This is a genomic window from Ancylobacter oerskovii (genome assembly GCF_018390555.1).
Classification (GTDB): domain Bacteria; phylum Pseudomonadota; class Alphaproteobacteria; order Rhizobiales; family Xanthobacteraceae; genus Ancylobacter; species Ancylobacter oerskovii.
Genome location: NZ_JAHBGB010000037.1, coordinates 222,141 through 236,952, shown reverse-complemented (window position 1 = coordinate 236,952; position 14,812 = coordinate 222,141). Strand labels below are relative to the sequence as shown.

At 68.5% G+C, this 14,812-nt stretch carries 14 protein-coding genes; 4 read left to right on the top strand and 10 right to left on the bottom strand.

Translation table 11 applies throughout. The features are described from left to right. Positions 1-38 precede the first annotated feature (38 nt). The 4 genes from KHC19_RS17655 (at position 39) to KHC19_RS17640 (ending at position 3,827) form a co-directional block, all read left to right on the top strand. Complete coding sequence (locus KHC19_RS17655) at positions 39-1,025, top strand: PQQ-dependent catabolism-associated beta-propeller protein (RefSeq protein WP_213353820.1); 987 nt, start codon at positions 39-41, stop codon at positions 1,023-1,025. A 427-nt stretch (positions 1,026-1,452) separates the two neighbouring features. Next, positions 1,453-2,265 (top strand): ABC transporter ATP-binding protein, encoded by an 813-nt coding sequence (locus tag KHC19_RS17650; RefSeq protein ID WP_213353818.1) that lies wholly within the window; start codon positions 1,453-1,455, stop codon positions 2,263-2,265. Next, positions 2,262-3,140 carry an ABC transporter permease gene (locus tag KHC19_RS17645; protein ID WP_213353816.1) on the top strand — a complete coding sequence of 293 codons (879 nt, stop codon included), beginning with the start codon at positions 2,262-2,264 and terminating at the stop codon, positions 3,138-3,140. The genes KHC19_RS17650 and KHC19_RS17645 overlap by 4 nt, the downstream gene beginning before the upstream one ends. Before the next feature lie 36 nt (positions 3,141-3,176). Next, positions 3,177-3,827: a hypothetical protein gene (locus KHC19_RS17640; RefSeq protein WP_246549071.1), complete on the top strand. Its 651-nt coding sequence runs from the start codon at positions 3,177-3,179 to the stop codon at positions 3,825-3,827. A 14-nt stretch (positions 3,828-3,841) separates the two neighbouring features. Here the strand turns inward: KHC19_RS17640 and KHC19_RS17635 are convergent, their stop codons facing one another. The 10 genes from KHC19_RS17635 to KHC19_RS17590 form a co-directional block, all read right to left on the bottom strand. Then, positions 3,842-4,438 (bottom strand): HXXEE domain-containing protein, encoded by a 597-nt coding sequence (locus tag KHC19_RS17635; RefSeq protein WP_213353814.1) that lies wholly within the window; start codon positions 4,436-4,438, stop codon positions 3,842-3,844. Between the two features lie 213 nt (positions 4,439-4,651). Beyond that, on the bottom strand, positions 4,652-5,230 hold the full coding sequence (locus tag KHC19_RS17630; protein WP_213354228.1) for a PQQ-dependent catabolism-associated CXXCW motif protein: 579 nt from the start codon (positions 5,228-5,230) through the stop codon (positions 4,652-4,654). Between the two features lie 74 nt (positions 5,231-5,304). Further along, positions 5,305-6,168, bottom strand: coding sequence for a substrate-binding domain-containing protein (locus tag KHC19_RS17625; protein WP_343207749.1), 864 nt, complete (start codon positions 6,166-6,168; stop codon positions 5,305-5,307). A gap of 4 nt (positions 6,169-6,172) precedes the next feature. Beyond that, on the bottom strand, positions 6,173-6,814 hold the full coding sequence (locus tag KHC19_RS17620) for a c-type cytochrome, methanol metabolism-related (protein WP_213353810.1): 642 nt from the start codon (positions 6,812-6,814) through the stop codon (positions 6,173-6,175). Positions 6,815-7,026: 212 nt separating this feature from the next. After that, a complete protein-coding gene (gene xoxF5, locus KHC19_RS17615; RefSeq protein ID WP_213353808.1) occupies positions 7,027-8,832 on the bottom strand; it encodes a lanthanide-dependent methanol dehydrogenase XoxF5 in 1,806 nt (601 codons plus the stop codon). Positions 8,833-9,284: 452 nt separating this feature from the next. Continuing rightward, the gene (locus tag KHC19_RS17610) at positions 9,285-10,313 is read right to left on the bottom strand and encodes a quinoprotein relay system zinc metallohydrolase 2 (protein ID WP_213354226.1); all 1,029 of its coding nucleotides are present in this window, start codon (positions 10,311-10,313) and stop codon (positions 9,285-9,287) included. A 162-nt stretch (positions 10,314-10,475) separates the two neighbouring features. Then, positions 10,476-10,874, bottom strand: a complete 399-nt coding sequence (locus KHC19_RS17605; protein WP_213353806.1) for a c-type cytochrome — start codon at positions 10,872-10,874, stop codon at positions 10,476-10,478. A gap of 179 nt (positions 10,875-11,053) precedes the next feature. Next, entirely contained in the window at positions 11,054-11,872 is an 819-nt protein-coding gene (locus KHC19_RS17600; RefSeq protein WP_213353804.1) for a formylmethanofuran dehydrogenase subunit C, read from the bottom strand. After that, positions 11,869-12,774 (bottom strand): formylmethanofuran--tetrahydromethanopterin N-formyltransferase, encoded by a 906-nt coding sequence (fhcD, locus tag KHC19_RS17595; protein WP_213353802.1) that lies wholly within the window; start codon positions 12,772-12,774, stop codon positions 11,869-11,871. Before fhcD ends, KHC19_RS17600 begins: the two co-directional genes overlap by 4 nt. Before the next feature lie 319 nt (positions 12,775-13,093). Continuing rightward, the gene (locus KHC19_RS17590; RefSeq protein WP_213353800.1) at positions 13,094-14,764 is read right to left on the bottom strand and encodes a formylmethanofuran dehydrogenase subunit A; all 1,671 of its coding nucleotides are present in this window, start codon (positions 14,762-14,764) and stop codon (positions 13,094-13,096) included. Positions 14,765-14,812: the final 48 nt, after the last annotated feature.

Here is a 14,812-nt window from a genome sequence, read left to right as displayed (position 1 = left end):
GTGCCATTGAGAGCACCCGCTGCCCCAGGGAGGAAACGATGACACGCCGTATCTTGCTGAGCGCCGGCCTTGCCGCGGCGGGCCTGATGGTGATGGGGGAGACCCTGCCGGCGCAGGCGCAGGTACGCGCCTTCATCACCAATGAGCGCGACCATACGATGAGCGTCGTCGATCTCGACAGCCTGAAGGTCATCGAGACCATCAAGACCGGCCGCCGGCCGCGCGGCGTCACCGCCAGCCCGGACGGCAAGCTGATCTATGTCGCCGCCTCCGACGACAACCGCGTCGAGGTCTATGATTCCAAGACCTTCAAGCTGGTGAAGACGCTGCGCTCGGGCCCCGACCCGGAGCTGTTCGTGCTCGCCCCCTCCGGCAACCCGCTCTACATCGCCAACGAAGACGACAACATGGTCACGGTGGTGAATGTCGAGAACAACGAACTCGTCGCCGAGATACCGGTCGGCGTCGAGCCGGAGGGCATGGGCGTGAGCCCGGACGGCAAGTTCCTGGTGAACACCTCCGAGACCACCAACATGGCGCATGTCATCGATACCAAGACCAATGAGGTGATCGAGAACATCCTGGTCGATTCCCGTCCGCGGATCGCCGAGTTCCGCAAGGACGGCAAGCAGCTCTGGGTGTCGGCCGAGGTGGGCGGAACGGTGGCGGTGATCGATCCGTCCAACTGGAAGATCATCAAGAAGATCTCCTTCGAAATTCCCGGCGTGAACAAGGACGCCATCCAGCCGGTCGGCGTGCGCCTCACCAAGGATGGCAAGAAGGCCTTCGTGGCGCTCGGCCCGGCCAACCGCGTCGCGGTGGTGGATACCGGCACGCTGGAGGTGGAGAAGTATCTCCTGGTCGGCCAGCGGGTCTGGCAGCTGGCCTTCACGCCGGACGAGAAGCTGCTGATCTCCACCAACGGCAATTCCAACGACATCTCGATCATCGACGTGGGCACCGAGAAGGTGACCAAGTCGGTGGCGGTCGGGCGGTCGCCCTGGGGCGCGGTCGTGGTGCCCTAGCCGCTCCATGCCGGCCCGGCAAAGCCGATTCAAGGCCCTGCCAGGAAGAGACCTCCCTGCGGATCCTCAACGGGATCCGCCGAGAGAACCCGCAGGGAGAGGACTTGCCGGGGAAAGATCTGCCGGGGAGGGATTTGCCGGATCGATGGAACGAGACCCGCCGGGAGAGCGGCAGGCCCCCTCTCCCCGTCGGGGAGAGGGATGGGGTGAGGGGCTCTCGCCCCCCACGCCCCCCTCGCATCGCAAGCTCCCCGTCGAGGCTCGCACGCTCCCGCCTCGGCATCGTCGCCCCCGCACACGCGGCGAGACGACGCGGCGAGCCGCAGGATAAGATCCCCGGGCGGGCCCGCCGCCCCTTCCCATCCCCGGCCCGCGCCGGGGATGATCGTTTGGAACCCGCCCCTCTTCCGCAGCGGAATATGCCGGAATGACCGACCTCGCCCCCCCCGCCCCGCGCGATCCCCCCCTGCCCGACGAGGCGCCGCCGGCGCTCGCGGTGGCGGGCGTCACCCACGCCTTCGGGGCCCGCAAGGCGCTGGACGATGTCAGCCTCACGGTGCCGCGCGGCAGCTTCACCGCGCTGCTGGGGCCCAACGGCGCCGGCAAGACCACGCTGTTCTCGCTGATCACCCGGCTCTACGACAACCGCACCGGATCCATCCGGGTGCTCGGCCATGACGTGCGCCGCGAGCCGGCGGCGGCGCTGTCGCGGCTGGGCGTCGTCTTCCAGGCCCGCACGCTCGATCTCGACCTCTCGGTGATGCAGAATCTCGTCTATCACGCCACGTTGCACGGCATCGGCTTCGGACGTGCGAAGGCGCGGGCGCTGGAGGCGCTGGAAAGCGTCGGCCTCGCCGACCGGGCAAGGGACAAGGTGCGCCAGCTGTCCGGCGGCCAGATGCGCCGCGTCGAGATCGCCCGCGCGCTGATGCACCGGCCGCGCCTGCTGCTGCTCGACGAACCGACCGTCGGCCTCGACATCGGCTCGCGCGCCGCACTGGTCGCCGAGGTGCGCCGGCTCATCGCCCGCGAGGGCATCGGCGTGCTCTGGGCCACCCATATCATCGAGGAGATCGAGGCCGGCGACCGCATCGTGGTGCTGCACCGCGGCCGGGTGCGCGCCGAAGGATCGCCGCAGGAATTGCTGGCCGCCGGCCGGGCGCCGGACCTCGCCAGCGCCTTCCTGGCGCTCACCGGCGCGGGGGAAGCGGGCGAGACGCATGGCGGGGGAGAAGCATGAGCCGCCTGCCCGAATCTGCCGCAACCGCCGCCTCCGCCGCTTCGGAGCCCCCGGTCCGCCTGCCGTTTTCCGGCTACGCCATCTGCATGGCCGGCATCTGCTGGCGCGAGGCGCTGCGCTTCCTCAACCAGCGCGGCCGCTTCCTCTCGGCGCTGGTGCGCCCGCTGGTGTGGCTGTTCATCTTCGCCGCCGGCTTCCGTTCGGTGCTGGGCGTGTCGATCATCCCGCCCTACGAAACCTACATCCTCTACGAGGTCTATGTGGCGCCGGGCCTGGTGGCGATGATCCAGCTGTTCAATGGCCTGCAATCCTCGCTCTCCATGGTCTATGACCGCGAGGTGGGCGCCATGCGCATCCTGCTGGTGAGCCCCTATCCGCGCTGGTTCCTGCTGCTGTCGAAGCTGGTGGCGGGCATCTGCGTCTCTTTGCTGCAGGCCTATGCCTTCCTCGCCATCGCCTGGTTCTGGGAGGTGGAGGCCCCGCCCATCGGCTACCTCACCGTGCTGCCGGCGCTCATGCTGTCCGGCCTGATGCTCGGCGCCATGGGGCTGCTGATGTCGTCGCTGTTCCGGCAGCTGGAAAACTTCGCCAGCGTGATGAACTTCGTCATCTTTCCGATGTTCTTCACCTCCTCGGCGCTCTACCCCCTGTGGAAGGTGCAGGAGAGCAGCCTGCCGCTCTATTACATCTGCCTGTTCAACCCGTTCACCTATGCGGTGGAGCTGATCCGCTTCGCGCTGTACGGCCAGTTCGACGCCTTCTCCGCCATGGTCGTGGCGGGCTGTGCGGTCGCATTCCTCTGCGCCGCCATTGTCGCCTATGATCCCTCCGCCGGACTGATGGCCCGCCGCGGCGGGCCGGACGCCGCCAAATGAAAAGCAAATGAAAAGAATGACTGCCGGGAGACGCCAATGATCCTCACGCGCATGCGCCCCAAGGGCGGGATATCCGCTCCCCTGCGGGCCGGCCTCGCTGCCGCCCTCCTCATCGCCGCGCCGGCGGCACAGGCGGCGAGCCCCGCCGCCGGGAGCCTGTGGCCCTGCATCCAGCCGCGCGTCGAAAGCCTCGCCGCCGCGCAGATGTGGGACGGCCCGTCCATAGAGGGCCTCGACTGGCGCGCCGATCCCGCGGTGGGCGATCTGGTGCCGGTGCTCGCCGCCCGCCGCACCCCGATCGAGGACGCCGATGCGAAGATCGAGGCGTTCGCCAAGCAGGCCGGCGCCGACAAGGACAAGCGCCTCACCCTGCTGTTCGCCGGCGTGTTCGACCAGATCAACGGCCTGCGCGCACGCATCCTCACCGGCATCGAGCGCTATTCGAAGCACCAGATCGACCTGTCCGACCGCATCCGGCAGGAGAGCCTGGAGGTGGCACGGCTGAAGAAGGCCGCCGACAGCGATGCCGACAAGGCCAAGGCCGCCGATGCCGAGAAGCAGCTCCTGTGGGATACCCGCATCTACGACACCCGCACCCAGGCGGTGACGGCGGTGTGCGAGAGCCCGGTCATCCTGGAGCAGCGCGCCTTCGCGCTCGCCCGCGCGATCCGCTCGCAGATGGAGTGAAGGCCGCGCGCCTCTCACTTTGCCGTCGCGCGGCGTCCCCGAAGGCGCCGCGCGACATGCACGACGATCAGCGCGTGCAGCAGCACGGCAAGCGCGAGCCCGCCGAGATGGGCGGCGATGCCGGCCTGCATGCCGACCGCCGCCAGCGTAGCGAGGCCGAGCGGCAGGAACAGCAGGAGGGCGGTGACGAGGCCGGGATTGTAGCTGCGCAGCCGCAGCGCCGCCGCCAGATGGATCACGGCATTGACGATCATCGCATAGGGTGCCACCAGCCCGGCGGCGGGTCCGCACAGCACGGCCGCATACAGGGCGGCAAGGTTCACTCCCCATACCAGCGGCAGGTTGACAACCAGCACCGCCGCCACGGTCAAGCCATCCGGGTCGTGCAGCAGCCGCGTATTGACGAAGCGGCGGAAGCGGTCGCCCGCATGCTCCTCGATCTGGTGCAGCATATAGACCGGGCCGTGCAGGAAGACGAGCAGCAGCGGCGGCTCCAGCACCTGTGCCAGCAGCGGCGCCAGCGCCAGCAGCGCCGCCGCCATGAAGCCCGCGCCGCTCACCCAGTGACCCGCCAGCCAGTAGACGACGGCACGTATGAGATGCCGATCCATGCGCTCGCCCTCCCCTGTCCCGGCAAGTGTAGCGCGGCGAGGCCGGGCGAACAGCCGGAGCGTCGGGATGGGGGCGGTTGCGCGAAGCATTCGGCCGCATGCGGCGCCTGGCGCGGGGAACGGCCCGCGCGAAGCCGCGAGCTTCCCAAGGCTGGGGGCCGGACGTCGGGATGATCGCATGCAGGATGCGCCGCGCTCAGGCGGTGCGCCGGCTCACTCGCGCGGTTCGGCGCGCTCGAGCGGCAGGCCGGCCCGGGACCAGCCGTCGCTGCCGGCCGGATACCAGGCGACGTCGGTATAGCCATATGCCATCGCCCGCTTGGCGGCGTTCCACGACATCCAGCAATCGGTGAGGCAGTAGAACACCAGCGGCGCCTCGCGCAGGCCGGCGGTGAGCGCCTCAAGGCTGCGGCGGAAATAGGCGTCCATCGCCTCGCTCAGCGCGCCATACCCGACATTGGGTAGCCAGGTGCTGCCGGGAAGATGGTCGCGCGGCTTGTCCCGCCACACGGTGCCGGGGGCAAGGTTTGCCGGCTTCACATCGCGCGGCAGCACGTCGACGAACAGCGCCGCCTTGGCCCGCCACAGCCGCTCCGCCTCGCCGGTATCGATCACATGGGCGCCCTTCAGCGTCGCCGGCGTCGGCGCGCGATAGGCGTCCATGCGGTAGCTCTCCGGCTCGGCCACCGTCTCCGGCGGCTTTCCCTCGGCGGGGTTCTGCGCCTTGGCCGGCGTGAAGGCGATCAGCGCCACGGCGAGCCCGGCCATGCCGAGCCAGGCGAGCCGCACCATGGGCGAGCTCGGCAGCAGGCGGTCGGAGAGGGCCGCCCCGCGGGCCGGCTCCCCTCGCCTCGCCGCCCGCGCGGTCATTTGCCGGCCTCGATCGGCTGGTTGCGCTCGTCCAGCAGCGGCACGCCGTAATCCAGCAATAGGCGATTGATCTCCGGCTGCGCGCCGGTGATGAACTCGTTCAGCTGGTGCTTCCAGTTCAGCTCGCCGGGACGGATGCCGAAGGTGATCCGGTAGACCATCTGCGGGTCGCCGCGCTCCTTGGTGAGCGGCACGACATTGAGCGGCGCCTCGGAGCGGCGGGCATAATAGCCGCCGATCGGCCCCCACAAGATGCCGGCGTCGATGGTGCCGGCATTGATGTCGGCGATCATCTGCTCGGCCGGGTTCTCGAAACGGCGGTCGACCATCAGCGCATAGGGCCGGGCGAAGCCCATCAACCCGTTGCGCTGCAGGTGGTCGCCCGCCGGGGAGCCGGCGACGATGCCGACATGCAGGCCCTTGAGGCGCGGATCCGCCAGGGTGTCCACCCCGTCGAGCGGGCCGCCCTTGCGGGTGATCAGCACCCAGGCCGATTTGTAGTAGGGATTGGTGTTCAGCACCGGGTCGCCGCCGGCGACATAGCCCATGACGATGTCGCAGCGCTTGAGGCCGAGCGTCATGCGGTAGAAGCCGGTCGCCTGCGGAAACCAGGTATAGTCCAGCGGCACGTTCAGCTTCTTGGCGAGCAGGTCGGCGATCCGGTTCTCGAATCCCTCCCCCTTCTCGTTGGTGAAGGGCATGTTGGCCGGGTCGGCGCACACCCTCAGCGTCGAGCGGTCGACGAGGTCGGAGACCTGCGCGCCCGCCGTCGCCGGCAGCAGCGCGGCCAGCACGAGGCCGGCCAGCGCCGCCGTTCCGGCGCCGGCAGCGCCGCGGCGACGTCCGGTGGAGCGGTTCACCGGACTAGTTCCGGCCGAAGCACTGGTTCTCATTGTCGCCATAGGCCTTCGTCTTGTCCTCGCGCTTGCTCGGGCGGGTGCGGTCCATCGCCCCGTCGGCACGGGCCTTGAGGTAGACATAGAGGTCGTCGAGATAGCACATGACGTTGAGGTTCTCGCCGAAGGCCGGCATCACCTGGTCCGCCGTGCCGACGCCGACGGTCTTCTTGCCGTTCACCACGATCTCGGTGAACTGCTCATAGGTCAGGTTCTTCAGCGAGTTGGCGAGCGCCGGGGCGTAGGTCGAGCCCATGCCGTCCGGGCCGTGGCAGACATGGCATTCCGCGTGGTAGCGGCGGTAGCCGGAATAGGCGTACCAGTCCAGCGTGCCGTCGGAAGTGATGTGATAGGTGGGCGAGCCGTCGGGCAGCGTGTACTTGCCCAGGTCGTCCTTGGTCGCTTCCTGGCCGCCATGGGTCTTGGAGCCGTCGGGGGCGGTACCAACCGTGTTCGGCGCGGCGGGCTGCTCCTGCGCCTGCGCGGCGACGGGCGACAGGGCGAGGCAGATGACCAGCGGAGCGATGGCCAGCAACGCGGACGGCGCGCTCCCGGCGAGGCGCGCACGCGCCGGGCTGGGGTTCGACCGTCCGAAAACAGAAATCGTCATGGAGTCACTCCCGAAGGCACCAGGCCAGAATTGAGGGTCGGAATGCGCCGAGATGCGAGCGGCAGACGGCACGCGACCTGGGATGATTCTAAGATTCTCATAAAGTTCAGGGCGCCGAGACGCGGGGGCCCGGCTCATCGCCTTGACGATGGCCAGGCCCCTTTGCCGTCGGTCGGTGGGAGGCGCCGTCCCCGGGGGGACGGCGATCTCCGTCAGTTGGGAATTGCGAAGACGGTGAGCTGGCCGCCGAGGTTGGTGTAGTTCGACAGGGCCGCATAGCCGCCGACCGCGCCGAGACCGGCATTCGGATCGGTCAGGCCAGCCGCCAGGCCGATGCCCGCCCAGCCGCCGACACCGGAGAGGATGGCGATGTACTGCTTGCCGCCATGCTCATAGGTGGTGACGTTGCCGATGATGCCCGACGGGGTCTTGAACTTGTAGAGTTCCTTGCCCGTCTTGGCGTCGACCGCCTTCAGGTAGCCTTCGAGCGTGCCGTAGAAGACCACGTCGCCGGCGGTGGCGAGCGCGCCCGACCACACCGAGAAGGGCTCCTTCAGCGACCACACGATCTTGCCCTTGGTGTTGTCCCAGGCGATGAAGTTGCCCATGCCGCCATGGCTGTTCGGCGCGGGGAACATCGACAGGGTGGCACCGACATAGGGCTGGCCCGCGGTGTAGCTGACGCGGAACGGCTCGTAGTCCATGCAGACGTGGTTGGTCGGCACGTAGAAGAGGTTGGTCTTGGGCGAGAACGCCGCCGGCTGCTGGTCCTTGGTGCCGAGCGCCGCCGGGCAGATGCCCTTCGAGTTCACGTCTTCGCCGTTCTGCTCGGTCGAATACTTGGCCACGACCAGCGGACGACCGAAGGTCGGGCTGTTCTTGTCCATGTCGACCTTGGTGGCCCAGTTGACCGACGGGTCATACTTCTCGGCGACGAGCAGTTCGCCCGACACGCGGTCCAGCGTGTAGCCGAAGCCGTTGCGGTCGAAGTGGGTCAGCAGCTTGCGCGGCGCGCCGTTGAACTGCTGATCCGTGAGGATCATCTCGTTGACGCCGTCATAGTCCCACTCGTCGTGGGGGGTCATCTGGTAGACCCACTTGGCGACGCCGGTGTCGGCGTCACGCGCCCAGACGGTCATCGACCACTTGTTGTCGCCGGGACGCTGCTTGGGGTTCCAGGTCGAGGGGTTGCCCGAGCCGTAATAGACCAGGTTGGTCTCGGGGTCGTAGGAGTACCAGCCCCAGGTGCAGCCGCCACCGATCTTCCACTGATCGCCTTCCCAGGTCTTCAGCGAACTATCCTTGCCGATCGGCTTGCCGAGCGCAGTGGTCTTCTCCGGGTCGACCAGGAGGTCGCTGTCCGGGCCCATGGAGTAGCCGCGCCAGACCTGCTTGCCGGTCTTCGAGTCATAGGCGGTGACGTGGCAGCGCACGCCGAACTCGCCGCCGGAGATGCCGACGATGACCTTGTCCTTCACCGGCAGCACGGTGGCGGTGTTGGTCTCGCCCTTCTTCGGGTCGCCGTTGACGACCGACCACTTCTTCTCGCCGGTCTTGGCGTCCAGCGCGACGAGGGTGGTGTCGGCCTGGTGCAGGTAGATCAGGCCGTCGGAAAAGGCGAGGCCGCGGTTGACCGTGTCGCAGCACATCACCGGGATGACGTTCGGGTCCTGCTTGGGCTCGTATTTCCAGAGGATCCGGCCGTCATTATTGAGATCGAGCGCGTAGACGATGTTCGGGAAGGGCGTGTGAACATACATCACGTCGCCGATGATCAGCGGCCCGCCTTCGTGGCCGCGCAGTACGCCGGTGGAGAAGCTCCACGCTACCTGCAGCTTGCCGACATTGCCGGCGTTGATCTGATCGAGCTTGGAATACCGGGTGTTGGCGTAGTCACCGGTCTGAATACCCCATTGCTTGGGGTCCTTGATGATCTTGGTCAGTCCGTCATTGGCCGCGGCAGGCCAAGCATAGACGGCAACACCCATCAGCAGCGCCGCACAGGCAAGCTTGCGCATGCGTATATCTCCTCCTCAACGCGTTCCTCCGGTCACAGAAAGCTGTGTTCAGCGATGCCGTGAGCGGTTTATTGTTCTCTTTTCACGTTCATCTCCGACAGCGTGTCACGACCGGCTGGGGGGAGAACAGCCGGAAATCACGGGGGCCCTCGCCCCAAGCTGGCCTACGAAGTGAATTTCGGAGCTTTGGACCCCGAAAATTCATTGAAGCCGGAGATGTCATGACCCTAGACCGATTTTGAACAACGCGCAATAAGAACCGGCCCGCGAAATCTCTCTTATTATGATTTTGCTGCAGCAGCTTATTCTTTGCTGCACCTGCGAATTGATGTACTGTATACCAGAGCGAAATACTTGGATTTCACAGCGACTTCGATCCATTTCGCCGGCTAACGCCGTCGCCGCCAGCGTTTGCGCCGGGGGCAGCTTCCGGCCGTGGCGCCCCGCCGGGATCATTCCCACTCGAATTCGTGATAGGCCGCTATTGCGTTGCGGGCGTTGAACTCGTCGAACAGCGCCCAGGACCGCGCCTGCGACCGCCCTGCCCGCTCGGCGGCTTCCCCCATCGGGACACCGTCTGCGATGAAGCGCCGCACGTCGGTACGCAGATCCTCCAGATAGGCCCGCTCGGCGGCCATGGCGGCCGGCCATTCGACGCTCGCCGGCCCGTGGCCGGGCACCGCCCGGGACGCGGCGCGGGCCGCCAGGCGGTCCAGCACCGACAGCCATCCCTGCAGGCTGCCGTCGAGCGTCGGCACATGGCCGACGAAGAGCAGGTCGCCGAGAAACCACGTCCCGCTCGCCGAATCGCGAATCGTCAGGTCGTTGTCGGTATGGGCGGTCGGATGCGCCTCGAATTCGAGCGGACGGCCGCCGAGATCGAGCACCAGCCGGTCCTCCACCAGGAGGTCCGGCAGCACGATGCGCGTGCCCTCCCCCGCCGGGCCGAGCAGCCGCTTCACCTGGTCGAGATAGGTCTCGGCCCGCACGGAGAGCGCGCGCGGCAGCTTGCGATGGCCGACGAAGCGCACGCCCTCCCCTTCGAAGGCGGAGTTGCCGAGCACATGGTCGGGATGCATGTGGGTGTTGACGACATAGCGGATCGGCCGGTCGGTGACGCGGCGGGCCGCCTCGCGCAGCCGCAGGCCGGCGATATGACTGTTGCCGGTGTCGATCACCGCCGCCGCCTCGGCGCCGACGATCAGGCCGACATTGGCGATGGCGCCGTCATTGTCCGGCGCCAGCACTTCATAGGGCGCGCGATGCACGAACACCCCCGGCGCGATCTCGTCGAGCGACAGCGCGCCATCGGCCGCGGCAAAGGCGCAGCCGCAGGGGGGCGCGAAGGCACCCGCCGAAACGCCGACGGCCGCGAACGCCCCGAGGGCGAGCGCGGCGCGGCGGTTCAGTGCGGGAAGCCCGGGAAATCCATGCGAGGGCCGGGGCGGGATATTCCGCGGGATTCTCGGCGGGATTCTCATGGCCATGCGATTGCCCATTCGCCTCCCTGTCCTGCCCTCCACGCGGAAGGCGGCCGCCCCGGAAACGCGCGAACGCTCCCCCGGATCACGGCAGGCGGCCGGACGCGCCGGCCGCGACGGGTCGCCCCGGCGGCACCGCGGCCGCTCAGGCCGCGGCGAAGCTCACGGCTTCTTGGCGCCGCTGGCGTCGTACTGCGAGAGATAGGCGATCAGGTCGGCGCGATCGTCGTCCTTGGGCAGGCCGGCGAACACCATCTTCACGCCCGGCATCGCCTGGCGCGGATTGGCGAGATAGGTGCTGAGCTGCTCGGCGGTCCAGGTGTCGCCCTTGGCGCCGTGCTCCTTCAGCGTGTCGGAATAGTTGAAGCCTTCCACCGCGCCCATCTTGCGGCCGACGATGCCGTTCAGCTCCGGCCCCACCTTGTTCTTGGCGCCCTCGCCGACGGCGTGGCAGGCCATGCATTTCTTGAAGACGTTGGCGCCCTTGGTGGCGTCGCCATCGGCGAGGGCCACGGTGGAGCCGAGGGCGAGGAGAGTGGCGGCGGCGAGAAGACGGTTCATGGGAGTCCTTCCTAAGTGCTTGTCTTGAACGGCGCCATCGCTGCGGCGCTTGACCCGGTTGAAGCTTAGCGCCTTGCCTGGAACGATCCTAGACTAAGCATCGTTCCCGAGGCCGGCAGGCACTCGACAATTCGCCGCATATCCCTTCGGCAGGCGGCTTGCGGAGGTGCGGCACGGCGTCACGCGGGCGAGGCGGCGCCCTCTTCGAGGACCAGAACCTCGCCCAGCCCGCCCTGCAACCGGTCGCCGACCAGTCGGCGCGCCCGGACGGCGGCGGCGATCAGCCCGGCGAGATCCGGCACGCGGCGGGCGATCAGCCGCAGCGCCACCAGATCGTGCGTGCCGGTATCGGCGAAGCCTTCGGCGAGATCCGGCGTCGCGCGGGCGATCAGCGTGCCGCGCTTCATGCCCCGCCCGGCGCCGGGGGCGAACCGGCCGCCGACCGCCAGCGTGCCGGCGATCATGTCGGTGGCCGCCTCCGCGCCGGCATCGCCCTCGATGAGAATCAGCCCGCCGCGCTGGCGTTCGCCGGCACGTTCCCCGGCATGGCCGCGAATGAGCACCACGCCGCCGGCCATGCCGCGCCGCGCGCCGGACGGCGCCGCCCCGGCCCGCGCCCCGGCATTGCCGTCGATCTCGATCCGTCCGCCGGTCAGCCCGGCCGCAAGCTCGTCGCCGGCATGGCCGCCGATGCGCAGCACGCCACCCGCCATGCCGCGACCGGCATGGGCGCCGACATCGCCCTCCACGAGGATTTCCCCGGCCGCGAGGCCGGCGCCCACGCCGTCGAGGCGCGCATCGCCGCCCTCCAGCACCAGCCGCCCCTCGGTCCCGGCACGTATCGCGAACAGTTCCCCGAGCGCCACGCTCCGGCCGCCATGCGGCAGCGCGATCGCCTCCACCTCGGCCGGCGCCTTGCCGGCCAGCGCGGCGGGCGTCAGCCCTTCGAGATCGAGCCGCGCGGCAAGCGGCGCCTTCAGCCGCAGCACGACACTCATGCCCCGCCTCCCATGATCTCGCGCAGCTTGAAGTGGAACGGGCCGAGATTGCCGCCGTAATTGCCGGCGTCGATGGCGACCACGCCACGCGCGGCGCCCACCTCGCACACCGCCTCGATGCCCGCGCGGGTGGCCTGCGCCACCGCCTCGAAGCTCACCCCGTCGATGACGATCTCCATCACGCTGCCGACCTCCTCGGGCAGCGCCGAGGCCCCCACCCCGCGCAGGGTCGGGCAATAGGCATCGTTGGTGGAGGCGAACAGTGCCTTGTATTTCGAGCCGACCTTGGAGCCCGAGCGCACCACCCCGCCGGGAAACGGCAGGATCACCCCTTCGACCTTGCTCATCGCCTTCACCGCCTGCTCGGCGGCGTGCAGCGCCTGCCCTCGGGAGCGGGCGAGGATCAGGATATTGCCGCCGCCGACGCCTTCCACCGAGCCGGTGTCCTCGTCGCAGACGAACTCGCCATCCATCACCGGCACGCGCCAGAAGCGCTTGTCGCCGAACTTCTTCGACGTCTGGAAGCCGTCGCCGAAATAGCGGATGGTCTTGGCCAGCGGCACTCTCTTGCCACCCTCGACGCCGGCATAGCAGGCGGTGGTCGGGCAGGTGAGGACGCATTGGCCCAGCCGCAGCGGCACCACGGTCTTCAATCCCTTGAAGTCCATGGCGAAGATCAGGATCGCCACCCCCGGCCGGCCGTCGGGCGTGTCCTCGGGCGGGATCACCCGCTCCACCCCCGCCTCGCAGCCGCAGCCGATCACCGAGGTGGCGAAGCCGGTGGTGACGCGCGCCGCCGTCATCGCCCAGTCCGGCGTGTCGGCGGTGATGATCAGCCGCGTGCCCACCATCGGGAAGGCCTCGGCGAAGCTGTCGCGTATCTCGACGCCGTTGACGATCATCGGGAGGCCCCCCGGTCGGCCGTGTCGAAGGCGTGGATGGCCAGGCCTGGTCCGGCCATGGCGTCGCGCCTTGTGAAGTCCGGTGTCCGCAAGAAGAACGTCATGCCCGGACGTGATCCGGGCATCCACGCCTTGGGCCGGGAGCGGCCAGCGTCGCCCCCCCTCACCCGCCGCTGCGCGGCGACCTCTCCCCCGCGGGGAGAGGTGAAGAACGGCTCCACCAGATCGGCCCTGCTCCCTCTCCCCATTGGGGAGAGCGGTGGAGTGAGGGGGCGCACGGCGGAAAACGTGATGAGCGACCGCATCGCCATGACAGCCATCACGACGCGCCTCCCACGCAATTGAGCACCGTCGGCCCGCGCCCGCCGCGCAACTCGCCGTCGGACAGGCGGAAATGCTTGGCCTTCAGCCCGACCGCGCGGTCGAACCAAGTGTCGAGCTTGCTCTCGATGGCGGTGTCGAAATCCGTGCGGACCACATGGGTGGTGCCCGGCGCCAGGTCGATCACCTCGCCGTCCCGCACGATCAGCCGTCCGTTCTTGAACACCAGCTTCGCCCTGGAGAACATCGCCTCCCGGTCGGCGTTCTCCTCGTGCACGGCGATGTCGGCCACCGCCCCCGGCGCCAGGTGCCCCTTGTCCTTGAGCCCCAATATCCGCGCCGGCGCCGCCCGGGTGAGGATGGCGATCTCCTCCAGCGAATATTCGCGGGTGATCTGCGCCAGCAGCGTGTGGGCCTGCGCGGTCTTGTTGAGGGTGGCGAGCTGGGCGTTGCGGAAATCGCGGTCCATCAGCAGCCGGATCAGGTGCGGATAGGTGGTGAACGGCCCGCCATTGGGGTGGTCGGTGGTCAGGAATATCCGCCAGGGATCCTCCACCAGCAGGAACAGCTCCAGCCCGATCGCCCATTGCAGCGCGTTGACGAAGTTCCTGTCGCGATATTCGAACGGCACCACCCCGCAGCCGGCGTCGAGCTCGATGTCCATGCCGATCGACTTCTTCGGCGAGGCGAGGCCGCGGTTGCGGTATTGCGACATGTAGTCGGCCGAGGCGGTCACCGTCTGGCCGAACATCACCTGCCCGACATCCACGGAGATGTTGGGGTTGGCGTTCACCATCGCGGCGATGCGCGCGGCGGAGGAGGAGAAGCGCCGGTCGCCCTCGGTGCCGTAGCTGTGGAACTGCAGATGCGTCAGGTGCAGCCGCCGGCCCTCGGCGGCGGCGATGGTGGCGAGCGTGGTCTCGTCATTGCCGGGCACGCCGAGATTGCAACCATGCAGGTGGATCGGGTGCGGCACGCCGAGCTCGGTCACCGCGCGGATCAGCGTGGTCAGCACCGTGCGCGGCGTCACCTCGTAATGCGGGTTGGCCTCGTCGAGATCCAGCTTGCGGGCGTTGAACTTGAAGGCGTTGATGCCGCCGGGATTGACGATCTTGATGGCGAAGGCCTGCGTCGCCTTCAGCATCCAGCCGACATAGGCGTTGATCTCCTCCTGCGGCGCGCCGGCCTTGATCAGCCGCAGGATGAAGTCGTCATTGCCGAGCACCAGATAGGCGCCGGTGTCGAGATTGGGGATATCCGCCATCTCGAGATGCGCCGAGCGCGCATTCGAGCCCAGCATCGCCGGCTCGAACACCGTGGTGTAGCCGAGCTCGGCATAGCGGCAGCCGGTGGCATGGGCGGTCGGCACCGCCCGCCCGCCGCCGCAGCCGCAAGCGGCACCGGAAAAGCCGGGCAGCGCCGGCTCGGGATGCGCCCGCCGGTCCTCCTGCATCAGCAGCCGGGCCAGGTTCATCTTGCCGCCGGCGATATGGCTGTGCAGGTCGATGCCGCCGGCCATCACCACGGCGCCGCCGAGCTCGTGCTCGGCATCGGCCTTCTCGCGGGTCGCCGCGACGATGCGGCCGTCGACGAACTCGACGTCGCGCGCCACGGCGTTCTCGCCATGTGCCGGGTCGAGCACCCGCCCGCCCTTGAGCCTGATACGCATGTCGTCCCCTCCCGCTCGGAACCCCTGCCCCGCCGACGCGAACGTCGG